The following is an 18,924-nucleotide window of genomic DNA, read 5'->3' as shown; positions in this document are numbered from 1 at the left end:
TTACTATACTACGACTATAAAAGTGACAATTTTCAACTTAGTTCTGCTTAAGCTCCGCTATCGTGAAAACTAGTCTATCTAAAATAAGTATTACTTCTTTTCTTCTTCCCCAATCTTAAACAGCGGAATCTTTGGCCGGGCGTTTTGGCCGGTCTGGCGCTGGGGTTTGGGGGCGGAGTTTAAGCGCTGCTCGATGCTGCGCTGGCGCTCCGCTTCGACCTGCTGAGCGGTCGTGAGGTTGCGTTTCTGCCAGTTTAACAGGATGCGGTCCATGTAGGTCAAGTTGTAAACCTGACGCAATACGGCCTCTCGAAGGGCCAACTCGATCACGTCCGGATCGTAGTGGTCCTCATCAAACCACTTGCTAATACTTTGCATTTCAATCTGCGATAACGGCCGGCCAAATTCGCGTTCGATGGTCGTAAAGACCTTCTGACGCGGATTCACGGCCGGTTCGGTATTGTTAGTCGTCACGGTGGTCCGTTCGGGCTGTTTCAAGGCCACCACTAGCTTATCGTAAAGGCCGTCAAAGTTGTATCGATCGTGAATCTTTTGGTCCGCGCCGGTGACCGACTCAATGGTCAATAACTTCTTGGCTAACATTTCGTGCAACCGCTGAAAAACGGTGTTGGTCGTCTCACCCAAGGCCTTGGCCACCACCGCGGCGTCCGGAAACTGGTCACCCTGATCCATCAGCCGCTTAAACTGTAAGTAGACTAAAAATTCGTCATTCGTGACCCCAATTTCGCGGTAATGGGCCAACAAAGCGTTGGCGAGCGTGGTCTCCCCACCGTAGATCAGGGCGTGTGCTAAGGGTTCCATTGATTGAAAAACCTCCTTGAACCATTAAGAGCGTGAGACTAGCGCCCCACGCTCTTAATAATAACTATTTTTTAAGTTTACGGGTAAATCCGGTTCAGCAAACGTGGGAACGGAATCGTTTCGCGAACGTGGTCTTCGGAAGTGATCCACGTTAAGAAGCGTTCCAAACCAAGACCGAAACCAGCGTGCGGTACGCTACCATACTTCCGCAAGTCTAAGTACCAAGCGTAGTCCTTAGGATCTAAACCGGCCTTTTTGATTTGGTCGAGTAAGTAGTCGTAATCGGTCGCCCGTTCGGAACCCCCGATAATTTCACCGTAGCCTTCGGGTGCTAATAAGTCGGCACAAATCACCACGTCATCGCGGGTCGGGTGCGGCTTCATGTAAAACGGCTTGATGGCCTTCGGGTAGTTCAAAACGAATACCGGTTGGTCAAAGTGGTCGGCCAAGAAGGTTTCTTCCGGCGAACCAAAGTCCACGCCCCAGTCAACGTCAAAGTCGTTGGCCTTTAACAAGTCGATGGCTTCATCGTAACTGATCCGCGGGTAAGGCAGCTTGGTGTACTTCTTCAACGTTTCAACGTCGCGACCCAAGATGTCTAAGGCGTACTTACAATTGTCAATGACCGCTTGGACCAAGTGCGCAATGTACCGTTCTTGGACTTCCAGACTTTGTTCCTGGTGCATGAAGGCCATTTCGGGTTCAATCATCCAAAATTCAATCAAGTGACGGCGGGTCTTGGACTTTTCAGCCCGGAACGTCGGGCCAAACGTGAAGACCTTGCCGTAAGCCATGGCACCGGCTTCGGCGTACAGTTGACCACTTTGTGATAAGTAAGCGTCACGGTCGAAGTATTCGGTGTGGAATAATTCGGTCGTGCCTTCCGGGGCGCTCCCCGTCAAAATTGGCGAATCCATTTTGATGAAGCCTTCCTGGTTGAAGAATTCGTAGGTGGCCCGAATGACTTCGTTGCGGATGTTCATGATCGCCCACGGCCGCTTAGAACGTAACCATAAGTGCCGGTGGTCCAATAAGAAGTCGATTCCGTGGTCCTTAGGCGTGATTGGGTAATCTTCACTTTCACCAACAACTTCTAAGTCTTCCACTTCAATTTCGTAACCAAACTTGGACCGGCTGTCTTCGTGAATGACCCCGGTGATCCACATGCTGGTTTCTTGTTTAACTTCCTTGGCCAGTTCAAACACTTCGGGCGTGACCTGACTCTTAACGACGACGCCTTGGAAAAAGGCGGTTCCGTCGCGTAATTGTAGGAAGGCAATTTTACCGCTGGAACGTTTATTGGTCAGCCAAACCCCAATTTTGACCTTTTCATCGACGTGGTCCTTCGCATCCATAATGCTGATTTGTTGCACCATTTACTTACATCCTCCAATTACTTTGCTTGTTCAGCAATTTTTTGATCAATAAATTTTTGTAACCGCCGGTAGGCTTCGCGTAACGAATCCATATCGGTGGCGTAACTTAGCCGAATGTGACCGGGCAACCCGAAAGCTTCTCCGGGAACCAGGCCAACGTGGGCTTCTTCCAAAACGGCCTGCACAAAGGTCGGCGCGTCTGGATAACCCGTTAACCGCAGGGCTTCGGTCACGTCCGGGAACAGGTAAAACGCCCCGGCCGGTTTGCCACCGGGCATTTTAAAGCCCGGTAAACTGTTGATCAACGGGTACAGCTCGTTCAAACGGGCCTCAAACCCCTGCCGCATCGTTTCAACCGACGACTGGTCGCCACCAAAAGCTTCGATCGCCGCGTACTGTGAAACGGCGGCCGGGTTGCTGGCGGCGTGACCCAAAACAACGCCCATTTTCGCCATAATGGCTTGGGGACCGGCGGCGTAACCAATCCGCCAACCGGTCATCGAATAGGCTTTTGACACCCCGTTGATCAGGATCACGTGGTCCATATTCTCATCGCCGAGCTCGAGCACGGACGTGAAAAAGTTGCCGTTATAAAGCAGCTTCTCGTAAATTTCGTCCGCCACGATCAGAATATCATTTTGAACGGCCCAGTGTACGATGGCCGTTAACTCAGCCTGACTGAACACCAGCCCGGACGGGTTTTGCGGCGAGTTTAAGACCAGCGCCTTGGTTTTAGCCGTCCGGTGAGCTTCTAGGTCGGCCACCGTGAACCGCAGTTGCCGGTCCGTGGCGACGTCGACCGGAATACCACCGGCTAACTTAACTTGTTCGGAATAGCTGACCCAGTACGGAACCGGGAGCAACACTTCGTCTTCCGGGTTCAAAATGACCTGAAACAACGTGAACAGGGCCATTTTCGCCCCGTCCGTGACCACGATCTGGCTCGGATCAAAGTGGTACCCGTGGTCCGCTTCGATCCGGGCACTAATCGCCTTTTTTAGGGCTGGTAAGCCGGTCGCGGGCGTGTAAAAACTCGCTTTCCCGTTTTTAATGCTATCAATGGCGGCCTGTTTAATATTGTCCGGGGTCTGATAATCCGGTTCACCAATGCCCAGATTAATCACATCAACCCCGTCAGCAATCATTTGTTTCGCCGTCGCGCTAATTTTTAACGTCGCCGACGGTTGAATTTGCATGACTTTTCGCGATAATTCCATAAACATCCGCACTCCTTAGCATTAGATTTAAATATTCATAATTGATTTGATTTGGCTGCCGTTGGAATACTGCAGCACTTCGTAGCATAAATTGTTCTTCTGGTTCAGGTAGGTAATTTCCCAAACGACCTCACCATCGTACTTGCCCAGCGTCGCTTTGATCACCTTGCTAGGATTACGTTTGGACCAAACTTTCCGGAGGGCCTTGGTGCGGGAGATCCCGGCCGACTGCTTGACCACCGTGGTTTGGTGTTTCTTGTTGGTGTTGATCACGGCGTAAACCGGAACGTTTTTGCTGTTCGTACCAGTCACGGCGTAATAACTCTGGTCCCCGTTATACTGCGAGAAACCGGTCGTGGTCTTTAACTTACCCTTGCTGACCGCTAAGCTGTACGCCGTTTTTTGGGCCTGGTGCATTGGCCGTTGAGCCGCCCATAACGTACCGTAGATGGCCACAATAATCGCTAATACGACTAACAAGACGATCATGATCACCCGTTCCGGGCGGCGTTTACGTTGAACTCGCATATTTTTATCCTGATCCTTTCAAAAAAACAGATAGACTAATTATAGCAAATTAAACTGACAGCGGAATGCTTTCTTACTTAGTTTTGAAAAAACTTTGAAGTTCACTGGTAATTTCAGCCAGTGAGCCGCTTTTCGGCGGCAAGGTCTTCGGTAAGGCCTTTAAAATCGTTTGACCGTACCGCTTCGTCACTAAGCGGTCATCTAAGATCACCGCCGCCCCGCGGTCCTGGTCCGTCCGAATCAACCGCCCCAGCCCCTGACGTAATTTCAAGGCCGCTTTCGGCAGCGCTTCGTTATAAAACGGGTTGACCTTGGCCTGGCGCAATTGTTGGTAGCGGGCCTTGGTCGTCGTTTGGTCCGGGGATTCAAACGGTAACTGGGTGATAATCAGCAGTTCCAGCTGTTCCTGTGGTAAATCAATGCCTTCCCAGAAACTAGCGGCGCCCAGTAAAATGGCGTTATCGCCCTGCATGAAGCGTCGCAGCAACTTTTCCCGGCTGCCGTTAACGCCCTGCGCTAACAGTTCCCGGTCACTGCTGAGGTTACCCTGGTGCAAGCTGTAAAAAACCGCTTCAATCATGTTCAACGAGTTAAACAGAACCAACGTTTGTTTCGGCGTGGCGGTCGCAATCTGTTCAATGGCGCGGGCCAAGTACGCAACGCGTTGTTTGCCGCTTGGTTGTTCCGCCGGTTCCGCGTCGGTCGCAATCATCAGGCGGGCCTGTTTTTCCAGGTCAAACGGTGTCGACAACTGGTGGTGTTCCGCCTTGGCCGCGTCAATGTCCAATTGGCCGTACACGTACTGGGACTTGCCGGTCGCAAACAAGGTGGCCCCGGTCAGCAACGGCGCGCTGAAGTACGGGTAGAGCTGTTCTTTAAAGTAGCCCTGCGTATCGATCAGGCTCCCCGATAAGCTCAGGCTCCCGCGGTCGTGCCACTGGTTGAGGGTAATCCAGAAGACCCGTTGTTCCCGGGTTGCCGGCATGACCCAAGTCCGTAGCAGGTCGTAACCGTGGCGCAGGTCCTGCAGCCGGTTGTAGAAATCATCCAGAACGTGTTGCTCGGTGGGCAAAATCTCCGCTTGGTCGTGGTGGTACTGCTCGTTTAACTGTTGAAACTGTAAGAAACAGTTTTCAATCGCCGTTTGGAGTTGCTTGATCAGCGGGTTGTGTTCGGCAAAGAAATCGGTGATCTGGTTAGTGCTGATGCCGATTTCCACCGGTTGGTTGCCCCCCTTTTGGTGCGGGACAAATTCCCGGGCCAACGCCGCCTGAACTTGTTGTAAATGCAGGTCGGTGTCGTTTAACGAATTGTCGAGCAGTTTCAACCGGTAATCGGCCTGGGGCTGTTCCGCAAATAGTGCCCGCAAACTCAACCCGTGGTCCTGATCAATGCGGCTGACCAGGCTGTGGCAAGCCGCCATGTAAAAGTTAAAGTCAAACTGTTGCCGTGATTCTTTGAGCACCCCGTCGGCCAAATGCTGGGCCTCATCGAGGACGAGTAGTGGTCGTTGTTGGCGACTGCCTAACTGGGCAACGTGGCGCATCAAGTACGCGTGGTTGGTAATAATAAAGGTCGCCTGGGCGGTCAGCTGGTCACGGAAACGTAAAAAGTCTTCCTTAAAGAACGGGTCGTCGGCCTTAAGCGATGCCACCCCGTGATGGGCGATCTCCGCAAAGTACGGCGCCTGATAGGTGGTCAGGTGTAGTTCGTCTAGATCGCCGGTAGTGGTCATCGTCAACCACACCAAAACCCGCAGTTTTAAGAGCTGGGTTTGCTTGGAATGCTCGTGCAACGCTAATCCGCGGGCAAACCGGTTTAAGTCAACGTAGTGCTGGTTGCCCTTGATAACGACCGCGGTAACCGGGGTCGGCAGTAACGCGTTTAGCAGTTGCACCCCCTGTTCCAGGAGTTGCGTCTGTAAAACGGTCGTCGCAGTGCTAACGACCACCTGCTGATCACCGTGTGCCAAGTATGCCAGTGGTAATAAGTACCCCAGCGTTTTCCCCGTGCCGGTCGGAGCTTCGATCAACAACGGTTGCTGCTTGGTGGCGTCCTTGGTGTAGTGGCGGTAGATTTGATTCATCATCCGGGCCTGTTGTGGCCGGTACGTCAAATCATCCCCAAACAGGTGCACCTTTTGCGACTTCGTCAACGGGTACCGCGGGGCTTTCCGTCCGAGCGCCTGTTGTGGCAAGGCCTGTTTACGCAGTGCGATGCCGTTGCGCACCATCAAGTCCTTCGGTAAACGCCCCGGATGCTGCTTGCCCTGCTGAAACGCGTACGAAAAGAGCTCGGCGGTTTCACGCGGGAGTTCCGGTGTTAATTGGACCATTTGCTGTAGCGTGATCAGTGGTAAGTGGGCCAACCGCTTTTGTAAAAAGATGAACAGGTGGGCGGTCGCAATCGCGTCACTATCCGCGGAGTGCGGGTGTTCGTGGTCAATATTTAACAAGTGGCTTAAGTCCCGCAAGCGAAAACTCGGCGCGGTCGGCAGCAGGATCTGGCTCAAAGAGACCGTATCCACGGCCTGAATGGGCAACTCCGGGTAGCCGACCCGCGCGAGTTCCGCGTTAATAAACGGTAAGTCAAAGTTGACGTTATGGGCGACAAACACCGTCCCCTGTAACAGGCTGTACACGGTCCCGGCCAAATCGTCAAAGGGCGGCGCCTTGCGTACCCGCGCGTTGCTGATCCCCGTCAAATTTTCGATGACTGGGGGGACCGTCGTCAGCGGATTGACGTCGGTCGCAAAGGTATTAATGATTTTATTATTTTTGACGAACGCACAGCCAATTTGGATGATGCGGTCGCCATCCTTAACGCTAGTACCGGTCGTTTCAATATCAACGACGGCATAGGTTGTGTTTGGTTTCATGGTCATTTCCCCAAATTTCAGTCTATAGCACTCCTTAGTCGCAATTTTGACGCGGTTAAGGAGTTTGCTCAAATTAAATTATAGCATAATCGTAAAAGTTATCCGTCCCGGCTAAACACCGGACCACGCTGGTTCTTTTTCACAACCGGCCCGGCAATAAAAGTGACGGCGGTCACACTAAATTTAATCCGTTTCTCATCTTATCATATCCGCCCCGGCCCCGGGGACCCCGGCGCCCGCTAAATTTCACCGAATTAAACGTAATCCCGCGTGCTAGCAATGGTTATTGACCGAACATAGTCCGGCTAATATTTTCTAATGATTCCCGTAAACCGGGGCACGTCTCCTGGCAGCCGTGGTAAAAAGCGTGATAATAAGGTATTATAATCCTATTATTAATTCATTTTAGAAAGGCAGCGACACGATTGAAAAATCTAGCTACCGGTACTAGTCATGCCAAAATTATTTTAATTGGGGAGCACGGGGTCGTATACGGCCAACCCGCCATCGCCCTTCCAATTTCGACGATTCAAATGCAAGCCGTCATTCACCAGCGTGATACGGCCCAAACGGTGAAAAGCCGTTACTTTAACGGGGATTTTAACAGTATGACCGCCAACTTAGGCGGGATCCAGGCGCTGATCAAAACGCTGCTCAACCGCTTTGACGCGCCCGAACAAGGTTTCGACATTCACATCACTAGTGATATTCCGTCCGAACGCGGGATGGGCTCGTCCGCAGCAGCGGCCGTAGCGGTCACGCGGGCGTTCTACGATTTCTTTGAACAGCCATTGTCCCACCAAACGTTATTAAAAACGGCGAACGTCGCCGAAAGTTACACCCACGGTCAACCCAGTGGTTTAGACGTGGCGACGGCCAGTGCCAAGTCACCGGTCTGGTTCGTTAAGGGGCGCGAAAATTACCCGATCCCGGTCAAACTCCCGGGGTACCTCGTCATCGCCGACACCGGCATTAAAAGTCAAACCAAGGTGGCCGTCGCTACCGTCAAAAATTTACTGGTGGTTGAAGGTGAAAACATTCAACAACGCATCGACGACTTGGGCCACTTAACGACGCTGACCCGTGACGCGCTCGCCAACGGCAACATGCCGGAACTTGCCCGGGCCCTAAACGGTGCCCAGGACGACTTACGCTCATTAGGGGTCAGTCACCCGGCCTTAGAGCAACTCTTAGCCGTGGCCCGGCAGAACGGCGCCGTCGCGGCGAAACTTACCGGGAGTGGTCAGGGTGGTTGCATGATCGCCGTGGCTCCGGAAGAGAGTATCGCGAACGATTTATCCCAAAAACTGTCCGCGGCTGGCGCCACCGCTACCTGGGTCGAACCACTACTCGCAAACGATTAATTTTGGAGGAACAAGCATGAACACAACCGTCACGGCGAAAGCCCACACCAACATTGCACTAGTTAAGTATTGGGGCAAAAAGGATCCGCAACTGATGTTACCGCAAAACGGCAGCATCTCCTTAACCCTGGACCACTTTTACACCGAAACGAGTGTAACGTTTGACGACCAGCTCGCGCACGACCAAATTTACTTCAACGACCAACTCCTCCAACCAGCCAAGGCGCAACGCATCAGCCAATTTTTAGACCTCATTCGGCAACGGAGCGGGCAAACGCACTTTGCCCGCGTCACGACCGGCAACCACGTGCCAACTTCGGCCGGGCTGGCGTCGTCGGCTTCCGGGTTTGCGGCCCTCGCCGCGGCCGGAAGTCGGGCTGCCGGTATGCACTTAGATTTGACCGACCTCAGCCGGCTCGCACGCCGGGGATCGGGGTCGGCGACCCGCTCTATTTTTGGCGGCTTCGTGGAATGGCACGCCGGTCACGACGACCAGTCCTCCTACGCCGAAGTTTTACAGGACCCCGTCGACTGGGACGTGCAAATGATCGCGGTCGTTTTAAAGGCCACTAAAAAGCCCATTAGTTCCACGGACGGAATGGCCAGGGTCGTCGCGACCTCGCCGTACTACCCCGCCTGGGTGCAAACCGCCAACCACGACCTCGACCGCATGCGTCACGCCATCGCCGCTAAGGACCTGCACGCCCTCGGCATGATCGCGGAAACCAACGCGATGCGGATGCACGCGTTGAACCTAAGTGCCGACCCGGCCTTTAACTACTTTACCGCGGACACCCTGACCGCCATTCAAGCGGTCACCGACTTGCGCGCGAACGGGGTAAACTGTTATTATACTTTGGACGCTGGCCCGAACGTTAAAATTATTTGCGCGGGCCACGATACGGCCGTGATCAAAGCGGCATTAGCAAAACACTTCGCCCCGGAACAACTGATCGTTGCCAAACCGGGACCGGGGATCACAATTACGGAAGCATAAGTTAGGTTACGTGAAACGTTGCGCAGACCATGAAAGGACATGATGGCATGATTACGGTGAAAGCACCGGGAAAACTTTACATTGCGGGGGAGTACGCCGTAGTTGAAAGTGGGTTTCCAGCGATTATCGTGGCGTTAGATCAATTCGTGACCGCTACGATTTCACCTAGCGATACGGTTGGAAGTATCGTTTCAAAACAGTACCAGGAAAACTCGATCGTTTGGCGGCGTCAAGGCGACGCGATGGTATTTGATAACCGGGATAACCCGTTTCACTACATCCTTTCCGCCATCAGTTTGACGGAAAGTTACGCCCACGAACTGGGCCGCGAACTCGGCGTGTACCACCTCGGTATCAACAGTGAACTCGACAGTGCCGACGGTAAAAAGTACGGGCTGGGGTCGTCCGCCGCGGTAACCGTGGCGACCATTAAAGCCCTTTGTCAGTTCTATCGCCTGCCAATGGATAAACGTAAGCTCTTTAAATTAGCCGCCATCGCCCACCTTTCCGTACAAGGAAACGGGTCGCTCGGCGACATCGCCGCCAGCGTTTACGGCGGCTGGATCGCGTACCATTCGTTTGACCGCGACTGGCTGCACGTTCAGCGCCAAAAATCCAGTTTGAGCGCCCTACTTAACATGGACTGGCCGGACTTAAAGATTGACCTGTTAACGCCCCCGAGCAACCTGCGCTTGATGATTGGTTGGACCGGTTCGCCGGCTTCCACCTCCCACCTCGTGGATAAGGTGGCCTTAGTCAAAGCCAAACAACGTGGGGAATACCAGACGTTCCTGCAAGACAGCAAGGCCTGCCTTAAACGCATGATCAGCGGGTTTCACGCCGGTGACCTAACGGCGATTCAAACTGAGATTCGCTACAACCGCCACCTCTTACAGACCCTCGGCGCGTTCAGCCACGTCACGATTGAAACGCCGATCTTAAAGAAAATGATCAGTCTCGCCGAAGCCGCGGGAGCCGCCGCTAAAACGTCCGGCGCTGGCGGTGGCGATTGTGGGATCGTTTTGATCGACCGGGCCCTCGATTCGCGCGCCCTACTCGAGCAGTGGGCCCGTGACGGGATCGAACAGCTGCATTTAAACGTGCACACCGTCGACGACGATTCAATTTTTAACGCTTAAAAACCACGCGGCACGGAACCTATTTGACGCCGTAAACGTAAAACCGGCAATTATTCTAGGTTTGGAATAATTGCCGGTTTTGGGTTAGGTCCCGTTAGCCACTTAGGTTTCGCACGTTAACAATCATGCCAGTAATAATCAGCCCCGTTGCTGATTGTAAACACTTTTAAATTAATGGGAGGTGGCTTTCGTGCCACAAAGTCAACAATCACACCGCAAAGACGAACACGTTTCGTTAGCGGAGAAGTATTATCACGGTGACCGACCCAACCCGTTTGACCAGGTCAAGATCCGCCACGACGCGCTGCCCGAAACCCGGGTCAGTGATGTTTCGCTGGCAGCAACGGTTGGTCAGTGGCACTGGGAAAGCCCGCTCTACATTGAAGCCATGACCGGCGGCTCCGTTCAGACTGGCCGCTTAAACGCCCGTTTAGCGCAAGTTGCGGCCGCCTGCCACCTACCAATGGCCACCGGTTCGCAGAGCGTGGCCATTAAGGACCCCGCCCTGGCGTCAACCTTTACCACCGTTCGCGCCAACGACCCGCACGGGCTCATTTTTGGGAATCTCGGGGCCGGCCACCAGTTAAGCGCCGCACAAACGGCGGTCCGCATGTTAGGTGCCGACGCCTTGGAATTACACCTCAACGTGGTCCAGGAGATCGTAATGCCCGAAGGCGACCGCGACTTTAAATGGCTGGCTAACATCCAAGACGTGGTCAACCACCTGGCCGTCCCGGTCATCGCCAAGGAAGTGGGCTTTGGTATTTCGCGACCGACCATGCAGCGGCTTTACGCGGCCGGCGTGCGGTACCTTGACCTGGGTGGCCGCGGCGGCACCAACTTCGTCGACATTGAAAACCGGCGGCGGCCCGCACGCGACATGGCCTACTTACACGACTTCGGCTTATCAACCGTTGAATCTTTACTGGCCGTCCGGGACCACCCCGCCGATCTGACCATCCTAGCATCCGGGGGCGTGCGCAACCCGTTAGACGTGCTAAAGGCCCTCATGTTGGGCGCGGACGCGGTCGGCATGGCCGGAACGGTGTTACACGCGTTGTTACACCACACCAACGCCGAAGTCATTCAAATGTTGGCCGACTGGCAGGAACAGTTACGGTTATTGATGGCCCTAGTTGGCGCGACTTCGGTGACCCAGCTCCACACGATGGATGCTAAACTAACCTATTCAGCCGAACTTGCGGCTTACAAGCAATCTTTAAAATAAGTTTTTATTCACCAACGACGCCGTTACTAAAATCTATAAGTAACGGCGTCGTTATCGCTTCTTGTTAGCCCCAACTTTAAATCATAAGGACACCAACCTTACTATCGGCTATGTTATCATTCTGATTTATAACTGGTTATGATTATAGTAATCGACAAGGGGGGATTGTCCATGCTAGTTTGTCAAAATTGTGGGAAACCGTTGAAGCGGCCGGACCGGGCGTACTTCCTATTACGCGTTCCCCGGCGGACGCTGAGTGAAGTCCGGAGTTTTTTGCAAGTCAACTCGGTCGCGTACTGTCCCGATTGCGTCCAGATCATGCGCACCAAGACACTCAGTTAAACCGTTTAAGTAGACTAAAATGCTGACGCGCGGTCGTTTTCCGCGCGTCAGCATTTTTTTATATTGAACACTATAAAGCAGTATTCTCCGCGGTCGCCAAGAACCGTAGGCCTTTAGGGAAGAAATTCTTGACGGTCGTTCCCACGACCTTGCCAAAACCAACCGGTAACCCGTCACAGGTCAGGACCCGAAAACCGTTCTTGGTGGCAGCCTGCGTTAACTGGAACGTTTCGCCGTGCACGTATTTTTGCCACTGTGCGTGGTCAATGGCCACCGTCGGCAAGTCGATGGCGTCACTGGCCAAAGCGAGCGCGTAACTGGGCTCAAAGCGCTTTTTCTTGAACGTGCCTAACTGGATCCCCGCACGAAAGACCTTTAACTTGCGCGTGAGCGGCATCGCGGCCGGTAAACCGTATAACTGGTCCCCGTGCGCTTGCAAAACCAGGTCCGGAAAGTTAGTGACCCCGGATTTTTGCAAAAAGTCCTGCCACAACTGGCGTTCAGTCGGGGTCAGTTCGTTCCGTACCGTCCGCTTCGGTTTAACCGGAGTCTCACCGTGGAAAACCAGTTTAGCGATGAAGTGGCCTTCCCCACGCATTAAGTGTGGAAATAAGCGGGCAGCCCTTGTCAGCGTGGGATTACCGTCGGCCCACTCCGGCTTACCGTCCACCATTCCGGCCGTTTTAGTCAGCGGTTCTAATTCAAATTCGGGGTAAGTCTTTAATAACCAGGCCATCATCTGTTCGTCCTCTTCCGGCGCGAAGGTGCACGTTGAATAAATCAAGTGACCGCCGGGCTTCAGCATTTTAACGGCTTCCGTTAAAATTTCACGCTGGCGCGTCGCACACTCCGCCGGGTAATCCGGCGTCCAGTACTGGGTTGCCGCCGGGTCCTTACGAAACATCCCTTCACCCGAACACGGCGCGTCCACTAAGATCCGGTCAAAAAAGCCCGGAAGTTCCTTCGCTAACGCGGCCGGTGTCGCGTTGGTGATCACCGTATTGAGTGCGCCGTAACGTTCGACGTTATCACCCAATGCCGTGACCCGTTTGGGGTTGATCTCGTTAGTGACTAATAACCCAGTTTGTTTTAAATAGCTAAGTAAGTGGGTCGTTTTACCGCCGGGCGCGGCGCAGAGGTCGAGCACCCGTTCGTGTTGCTCGGGCCGGGCAAATTCGCCCACCGTCATGGCACTCGGTTCCTGACTATAAACCGCGCCGGCGAGGTGTTCCATGGCGTTGCCGTTGACCCGTCCGTAGTACCCGATCGGACTATACGGGACCGCGCTCGTCATCTTAGCCGTCATCGCCGGGGTGACCGGCTTGTTCGGATTGATTCGAAAGCCCTTCTCAACCGGACCGTCAAAGGCGGCCAAAAAAGCCGGGGCGTCGGCACCTAATAATTTTTTATATTTACTAATAAATTCTGCTGGTAATTGCAAGAAATTTCCTCCTAATCACAAAAGCATCCTCAACTAGATTATCACACTTCACCAGTCTGGCAAGGATTTAAAGATTCGCAATCCGGTGAAATCTATGCTAGATTTAAATGATTAACTGTGGTGAATGAGAGGTTGACTTGATATGGAAAGAAAACTAATTGCGCTCGATTTAGACGGAACCACCCTCAACGCGGATTCGGGGTTAAACACCGCGACCATCCAAACCATGCAACGCCTGCAAAACGCGGGACACGTCGTTAGTATCATTACCGGCCGGTCCTACCAGGGTTCGGCGGCCATCTACGACCAGTTGCATCTGGTCAGTCCAATGATCAACTTCAACGGCTCACTGGGTCACTTACCCCACCAGACCTGGGCATCCGAATACCAGTTCACCGTTAACAAGGCCATCGTGTTGGCCCTGATCAAATACCGAGAACAACTCGGCATTAATGAAATTATTGCAGAAAATAAAAACAGCACCATGACGGCCGGCCAGGACCTGGTCGCCGGGAAGTTTTTCCCCGAGATCATGAACAGCCCGCGGCTCACGCCGGAAACGTTGACCCGCAACCCGAACTCGCTGGTCTTACTCGTCCAGTTAGACCGGCGTACGGCCGTCGTTGACTGGATCAACGCCCACTTCGGGGACTTCGTCGACGTCGGCGTTTGGGGCGGTCCCAACGCGATTCTAGAAGTGACGTCTAAGGGCGTCCACAAGGCAAAGGGCTTAGCCTACCTCGCCGACCACTTCCAAATCGCCCGCCGCAACGTCATTGCATTTGGCGATGAACATAACGACTTAGAAATGCTCCAATACGCCGGACTGGGGGTCGCCATGGCTAACGGGACCAGCGCCATCAAAGCCGCGGCCGACGACGTCACGGCATACGATAACGACCAAAACGGGGTCGCCCGGTACCTCGACGACTACTTTGCTTTAGCCGAATAGCCCGCTGACTTTTGAAACCCGTTTCGACAATAATTGTGCGGAAATACAAAGGAGACTGTGACTTTTGTCATAGCCTCCTTTTTAACGTGTTTATTTTGATTTGCCGTTAAGAATGGTGCAACCGCTGCACGTTGGCGACGAGTACCAAACCCAGTACCACGACGACCGTAATCACTACGAGGGTCACCAAGTTAAACGACTTATCGCGCCAAACCCAACGAACATCCTCTAAGCCTGAACGCGTATCGACCGTATCGGCCAAACCGCTCAGTCCGGTTTCCACCCACATCAGGAGACCGGTTGCTAAAACGACTAGCCACTGCCAAACGTGCTTGTGCTGACGATCCCGCCACTTCACGCACGTTACAACTCGTTTCTGTGTTTTCAAAAAACCACTTCCCTGAATAGACGTTTGCTAACTCAACACTTTTAATGTAGTGCTTTTGGGTGGTTAAGGCTTACTTTAAAGTTTCATTTTGTCGTTTTCCTTATCAACCGGGCTGGCAACGCAAAAAAAGCCGGCAACGCTAGTACTGCTGCTAGTCGTTGCCGGCCCCGTTGAGTTGGCTTAACACCGTGCTTTAACGGTGTGAGTGATGTTTGGTCGGTGGTTGCTGCAGTCGTTTGACCTCGGTCTGCAGGCGGTCGACCTTTTGCGTTAACGTCTCAATTTTGACAAGTAGTTGTTGCAAGTCCCGTTGATCTTGATCATCCGTTTGGACGAGTGACTGACTGGTCTGATTGGTGAAAAAGTCGGTGATCGTACTGGTTAACAAACCAATGAACCCGATCCCGCCAAACATTAGGCCGACCGCGATAATTTTTCCCACCGCGGTGTGCGGGGTGTCGTCGCCGTAACCCACCGTGGTCGCCGTCGTGATTGCCCACCACAACGAGTCCGACAAACTCTGGTGTTCAAACACGGAAAACAACAACGCGCTGAGGACGATAATGGCAATGCTAATTGAAAACAAATAAATAAAACCGGTGCTATAAATAAACCGGTGAAAATCGTGGGTCCACTTACCGTCCAATCCCAGTTTCCAGAAAAGATGGTGGTACTGGATCATCCGCGCGAGCCGGCCCAGTCGAAACAGGGCAAACACCGGGTGCATCGGAATGATCCCCATCAAATCAAAGGCCGAGTGAATCAAAAACGTTTTGCGGTCCTTCGCGATTGCCAGGCGGACAAAGTAGTCCACCGCAAATACTGCTAGTAATCCGTTGGCGACCTGTGACTCCAGGTGCCAGTTACCCACGTGAAAGCTGAGTAACACCACGTTAATGACCGAACCCAGCGTTAAGAGGGTCACAATCAGGTGGTAAACTGCCACCCACCGCCGTTGTCGTTCTGCTACCATCGCACTTACCCCTAATTCATAAACTAGCTTATAATATAGTCCACTTCACCTTAATTAACCAGCTTTGACCCAATTTTTAATTTTTCTTAAAACCAAGTCCCAACTACAAATAAAATTGGGTATAACAAGAAGAACAACGACGCACTTTTAACGGTCGTTATGAAGGTGCGCTTTTTATCCTGCACCGCAAAGAACGGCCGCATCCCCCGCCACATGAATGGTAGGAGCAAAACGGCCCCCAGTGTGACGACCGGGGCGATGCCCAGTAGGACGTTGACAATCGGCCACAGGCTGCCGAGAATCAAAAACAGTTGGATCAAACGGACCGCCCCGGGTTTACCCAGGTAGTACGCTAAGGTGTAGCGGTGGTTGCGAATATCCTCGTCACGGTCGGCCGTATTATTAGCCAGTTGAATCGTGAAAAAAATCAGGGTAAGCGGAAGGCACAGTAAGAAGGTCGTCCCCACCATTGTCCAGGTCATTGGCCGCTGCCCGTACGTCGAGACCACCACGCAAGTTAGCTGGATCAAAAAGGCAATCGATAACGCGACCACCGTTTCGCACAGCGGCGTCGCGTTGATTGGGTGCGGGCCGGCGGTATAAAAAATACCGATCACGTAACCGAGCAGGCCTAGTAGTAACACTAGCCACCCGGTCCGCCCAACCAGCCAAATCCCCGGTAGTAACGACAGCAAGTACAACCCCAGTGCTAAGCGCCCGACCCCGGCCGCTGGTAAGTTTAACCGGCCAATCGGGTTGGTATTTCGCGCGTAGTCGACCCGGTCGAGTGCGTGTTGGTAATCGTAGTAGTTATCCGACACGTTGACGGCCAAATCAAAAATAAACACCTCCACGAGGCATAAGCCGACGTTGAACCAGTTAACGGTTCCTAAGTGGTACTGGGCGATTGCGACGCCCAAAACGAACCACATCACGTTTAGCGGGGCCGTATAGATCTCGGTCAATTCATAAAACACGGGCCACGTTAGCCATTTTCGCATGCGTAAAACTCCCCATCCATTAATTTTTCTAACCACCATCGTACCCTTTTATCTGCCGGTTGCCCACCCGCACGCTTCTACAAATTTAGTTCGGTAACTTTTTGATGCGTTTTGCTTAGCCGTCATCATGGAAATGTGTTATAACCATTTTAGTTAAGGCCGTTAAATTAATAAACCAAATAGGAGTGAACGTTGATGAAAATCTATCAAGCAAAAATTGCCCCGTTAAACGCACAAGCCATCGGAACTGCCGCCCACGGTTCGGCCGTGTTCGTGGTGAACGGTGACCAATTGACCGTTAACATTGAAATGTTTGACACCCCCGCCAACCAGCAGCACTGGGAACATTTTCACGGCTTTCCGGACGGTCGGCCCGCAGCGGTTGCGACGATGGCTCAGGACGCCAACCAGGACGGCTACGTGGACTTACCCGAAACCGAGCCCGTTTCCGGAACCACGATGGTCCCCTTTAACGCGACCCCGGAAACCATGGACGTCCCCAACGACGCCTACCCGGTTGCGGACGCCAACGGTTACTTTGCCTATACCAAGGTGGTGCCATTAAAGCGTTTAGACGCCGAATTCAAAAAAGTCTTTCATGATAGCGAACTGGCTCTCGACAAGCGGGTCATTTACATTCACGGCGTCGCGCCCAGTCTAAACCTACCAGCCACGGTTGCCGGCGAAGTTGCCCAGTACGACCACCACGTGACCCTGCCGATCGCGGTCGGTAAAATCGAACGCATTCAAGGTTAACTAAAATAACTCAGAGTGTGCCAAAAGTCGGTTAGCTGGTGAGCGGAGCCCGCTAACTTTTGAAACCCGTTTCGACAATAATTGTGCGGAGATACAAAAGGTGCTGTGACTTTTGCCACGGCACCTTTTGTTTTAGTCGTTATTCAGTTTTTTCGGGAACGGCGAGTGGTAAGTCTAAGCGGGTCAGGTCTGCGTAACTTTCCCGTTGGACGACCAGCTGGCTCTGGCCGTTTTCACAAAAGACCACCGCGGGCCGCGGGTTACGGTTATAGTTGCTGGCCATTGAATAGCCGTACGCCCCGGTATCTAAAACGGCGAGGACGTCCCCCGGTTGCGTGGCGGGCAACTGCTGATTCCAGATCAACATATCACCGGATTCACAGTACTTCCCAGCAATTGAGACCACTTGTTTAGCGGGCAACGTCGGGTCCTTGGCCAATACCGCTTCATACTTGGCTTCGTAGAGGGCCGGACGGATGTTATCCCCCATCCCGCCGTCCACGGCCAAATACTTCCGGATCCCCGGAATGTCCTTCGAAGCGCCCAGGGTGTACAGGGTCATCCCGGCCGTTGCCACGAGTGAACGTCCCGGTTCGATCCATACTTCCAACATCGGGACGTGGTGGGCTTGCGTTTGGGCGATGGTTTCTTTTAGGATGGCGTCCACAAACGCGGTCGGTTCTAAGGGTTGGTCTTCGGCCGTGTACTTCACCCCGAAACCGCCGCCGACGTTCATGATCTGCGGGTAAAAGCCCAGTTCCGTTTGCCAGCGCGCAAACACGCCGACCAACTTATCCACGATCATTTCAAACCCGTTCAGTTCAAAAATTTGTGACCCAATGTGGCAGTGAATCCCTACTAAGTCTAAGTACGGCGCGCCAAGGGCCCGTTTAACGGCTTCGTCGGCCTGGCCACTGTTCAGGTCAAAACCAAACTTGGAATCTTCCTGACCAGTCGAAATGTAATCGTGGGTATGCGCCGAAATCCCGGGCGCGATGCGTAACATCACGGTCGTCATTTGCTGCCGCTCCGTCGTTAGTTGTGTCAGTAAATTCAGTTCGTAAAAATTATCCACGATAATGCAGCCAACACCAGCGTCTAACGCCATGCTAAGCTCGGCAACCGACTTATTGTTACCGTGAAACGAGACCCGTTCCATCGGAAAGCCGGCTTGTTGCGCCGTGTAAAGTTCACCGCCCGACACCACGTCGCAGTGGATGCCTTCCTGAGCGATCAACTGATACATCGCTACGGTCGCGAAGGCCTTGCTGGCATAACTAATTTGATACTTAACCCGGTTGGTTTCAAAAACCTGCTTAAAAGCTGCGATTTCTGCCCGAATGGCGCCCGTATCATAGACGTACAGCGGTGTTTGGTACTGCTTAGCTAGGGCTAAGGTATCGACGCCGCCAACGGTCAAATGGTGCGCGGCGTTCAGGGCGGCAGCACTAATTTGTTCGTTCACGATTTAACCTCAATTCTCCGCGTGACTCCCGTTTCAAAAAAACCGGCCCATCGGTTC

Annotated in this window: 17 protein-coding genes; 7 read left to right on the top strand and 10 right to left on the bottom strand. The window is 53.1% G+C overall.

Going from position 1 to position 18,924, the window contains the following annotated elements:
* Positions 1-90: 90 nt before the first annotated feature.
* From D1831_RS04520 to D1831_RS04500, 5 genes are all read right to left on the bottom strand, one after another.
* Entirely contained in the window at positions 91-822 is a 732-nt protein-coding gene (locus tag D1831_RS04520; RefSeq protein ID WP_125071736.1) for a DnaD domain-containing protein, read from the bottom strand.
* Between the two features lie 77 nt (positions 823-899).
* Positions 900-2,195: an asparagine--tRNA ligase gene (asnS, locus tag D1831_RS04515; protein ID WP_179950291.1), complete on the bottom strand. Its 1,296-nt coding sequence runs from the start codon at positions 2,193-2,195 to the stop codon at positions 900-902.
* Positions 2,196-2,215: 20 nt separating this feature from the next.
* Positions 2,216-3,415: a pyridoxal phosphate-dependent aminotransferase gene (locus D1831_RS04510; protein WP_318531882.1), complete on the bottom strand. Its 1,200-nt coding sequence runs from the start codon at positions 3,413-3,415 to the stop codon at positions 2,216-2,218.
* 27 nt (positions 3,416-3,442) lie between these two features.
* Positions 3,443-3,943, bottom strand: coding sequence for a cell wall elongation regulator TseB-like domain-containing protein (locus D1831_RS04505; protein ID WP_125071733.1), 501 nt, complete (start codon positions 3,941-3,943; stop codon positions 3,443-3,445).
* Between the two features lie 73 nt (positions 3,944-4,016).
* On the bottom strand, positions 4,017-6,821 hold the full coding sequence (locus D1831_RS04500; RefSeq protein ID WP_125071732.1) for a helicase C-terminal domain-containing protein: 2,805 nt from the start codon (positions 6,819-6,821) through the stop codon (positions 4,017-4,019).
* Between the two features lie 425 nt (positions 6,822-7,246).
* Here D1831_RS04500 and mvk point away from each other — a divergent pair, with 425 nt between their 5' ends.
* The 5 genes from mvk to D1831_RS14530 all read left to right on the top strand — a co-directional run bounded on the left by mvk (position 7,247) and on the right by D1831_RS14530 (position 11,891).
* Entirely contained in the window at positions 7,247-8,185 is a 939-nt protein-coding gene (mvk, locus tag D1831_RS04495; RefSeq protein WP_125071731.1) for a mevalonate kinase, read from the top strand.
* Between the two features lie 16 nt (positions 8,186-8,201).
* On the top strand, positions 8,202-9,182 hold the full coding sequence (mvaD, locus tag D1831_RS04490; protein ID WP_125071730.1) for a diphosphomevalonate decarboxylase: 981 nt from the start codon (positions 8,202-8,204) through the stop codon (positions 9,180-9,182).
* Between the two features lie 47 nt (positions 9,183-9,229).
* Positions 9,230-10,321 carry a phosphomevalonate kinase gene (locus D1831_RS04485; protein ID WP_125071729.1) on the top strand — a complete coding sequence of 364 codons (1,092 nt, stop codon included), beginning with the start codon at positions 9,230-9,232 and terminating at the stop codon, positions 10,319-10,321.
* A 190-nt stretch (positions 10,322-10,511) separates the two neighbouring features.
* Positions 10,512-11,549: a type 2 isopentenyl-diphosphate Delta-isomerase gene (fni, locus tag D1831_RS04480; RefSeq protein WP_125071728.1), complete on the top strand. Its 1,038-nt coding sequence runs from the start codon at positions 10,512-10,514 to the stop codon at positions 11,547-11,549.
* A gap of 171 nt (positions 11,550-11,720) precedes the next feature.
* Positions 11,721-11,891, top strand: coding sequence for a hypothetical protein (locus D1831_RS14530; RefSeq protein ID WP_179950288.1), 171 nt, complete (start codon positions 11,721-11,723; stop codon positions 11,889-11,891).
* A gap of 70 nt (positions 11,892-11,961) precedes the next feature.
* Here the strand turns inward: D1831_RS14530 and D1831_RS04475 are convergent, their stop codons facing one another.
* Positions 11,962-13,332, bottom strand: coding sequence for an RsmF rRNA methyltransferase first C-terminal domain-containing protein (locus tag D1831_RS04475; protein WP_125071727.1), 1,371 nt, complete (start codon positions 13,330-13,332; stop codon positions 11,962-11,964).
* 142 nt (positions 13,333-13,474) lie between these two features.
* Here D1831_RS04475 and D1831_RS04470 point away from each other — a divergent pair, with 142 nt between their 5' ends.
* Positions 13,475-14,284: a Cof-type HAD-IIB family hydrolase gene (locus D1831_RS04470; protein ID WP_125071726.1), complete on the top strand. Its 810-nt coding sequence runs from the start codon at positions 13,475-13,477 to the stop codon at positions 14,282-14,284.
* A gap of 106 nt (positions 14,285-14,390) precedes the next feature.
* On the opposite strand, the gene D1831_RS04465 is transcribed toward D1831_RS04470, so the two are convergent.
* The 3 genes from D1831_RS04465 to D1831_RS04455 form a co-directional block, all read right to left on the bottom strand.
* Positions 14,391-14,672, bottom strand: coding sequence for a hypothetical protein (locus D1831_RS04465; RefSeq protein ID WP_125071725.1), 282 nt, complete (start codon positions 14,670-14,672; stop codon positions 14,391-14,393).
* Between the two features lie 193 nt (positions 14,673-14,865).
* A complete protein-coding gene (locus D1831_RS04460; RefSeq protein ID WP_125071724.1) occupies positions 14,866-15,645 on the bottom strand; it encodes a potassium channel family protein in 780 nt (259 codons plus the stop codon).
* An 86-nt stretch (positions 15,646-15,731) separates the two neighbouring features.
* Positions 15,732-16,646 (bottom strand): prenyltransferase, encoded by a 915-nt coding sequence (locus tag D1831_RS04455; RefSeq protein ID WP_125071723.1) that lies wholly within the window; start codon positions 16,644-16,646, stop codon positions 15,732-15,734.
* A 195-nt stretch (positions 16,647-16,841) separates the two neighbouring features.
* Between D1831_RS04455 and D1831_RS04450 the strand changes: the two genes are divergently transcribed.
* Positions 16,842-17,402 carry a hypothetical protein gene (locus D1831_RS04450; RefSeq protein ID WP_404819881.1) on the top strand — a complete coding sequence of 187 codons (561 nt, stop codon included), beginning with the start codon at positions 16,842-16,844 and terminating at the stop codon, positions 17,400-17,402.
* A gap of 139 nt (positions 17,403-17,541) precedes the next feature.
* Here D1831_RS04450 and lysA read toward each other — a convergent pair whose 3' ends face one another.
* Positions 17,542-18,867: a diaminopimelate decarboxylase gene (gene lysA / locus D1831_RS04445; RefSeq protein ID WP_125071721.1), complete on the bottom strand. Its 1,326-nt coding sequence runs from the start codon at positions 18,865-18,867 to the stop codon at positions 17,542-17,544.
* Positions 18,868-18,924: the final 57 nt, after the last annotated feature.

Origin of the sequence: Lactiplantibacillus garii (genome assembly GCF_003885105.1) — a bacterium.
GTDB lineage: Bacteria > Bacillota > Bacilli > Lactobacillales > Lactobacillaceae > Lactiplantibacillus > Lactiplantibacillus garii.
Note: the sequence above shows the minus strand (reverse complement) of the source record. Positions and strands in the feature narration are given on the sequence as shown.

Coding starts and splice junctions, on each gene's coding strand:
- D1831_RS04520 (WP_125071736.1), bottom strand. CDS start 822: ATGGAACCCTTAGCACACGCCCTGATCTACGGTGGGGAGACCACGCTC.
- D1831_RS04510 (WP_318531882.1), bottom strand. CDS start 3,415: ATGGAATTATCGCGAAAAGTCATGCAAATTCAACCGTCGGCGACGTTA.
- D1831_RS04505 (WP_125071733.1), bottom strand. CDS start 3,943: ATGCGAGTTCAACGTAAACGCCGCCCGGAACGGGTGATCATGATCGTC.
- D1831_RS04500 (WP_125071732.1), bottom strand. CDS start 6,821: ATGAAACCAAACACAACCTATGCCGTCGTTGATATTGAAACGACCGGT.
- mvaD (WP_125071730.1), top strand. CDS start 8,202: ATGAACACAACCGTCACGGCGAAAGCCCACACCAACATTGCACTAGTT.
- D1831_RS04485 (WP_125071729.1), top strand. CDS start 9,230: ATGATTACGGTGAAAGCACCGGGAAAACTTTACATTGCGGGGGAGTAC.
- D1831_RS14530 (WP_179950288.1), top strand. CDS start 11,721: ATGCTAGTTTGTCAAAATTGTGGGAAACCGTTGAAGCGGCCGGACCGG.
- D1831_RS04470 (WP_125071726.1), top strand. CDS start 13,475: ATGGAAAGAAAACTAATTGCGCTCGATTTAGACGGAACCACCCTCAAC.
- D1831_RS04460 (WP_125071724.1), bottom strand. CDS start 15,645: ATGGTAGCAGAACGACAACGGCGGTGGGTGGCAGTTTACCACCTGATT.
- D1831_RS04455 (WP_125071723.1), bottom strand. CDS start 16,646: ATGCGAAAATGGCTAACGTGGCCCGTGTTTTATGAATTGACCGAGATC.
- D1831_RS04450 (WP_404819881.1), top strand. CDS start 16,842: ATGAAAATCTATCAAGCAAAAATTGCCCCGTTAAACGCACAAGCCATC.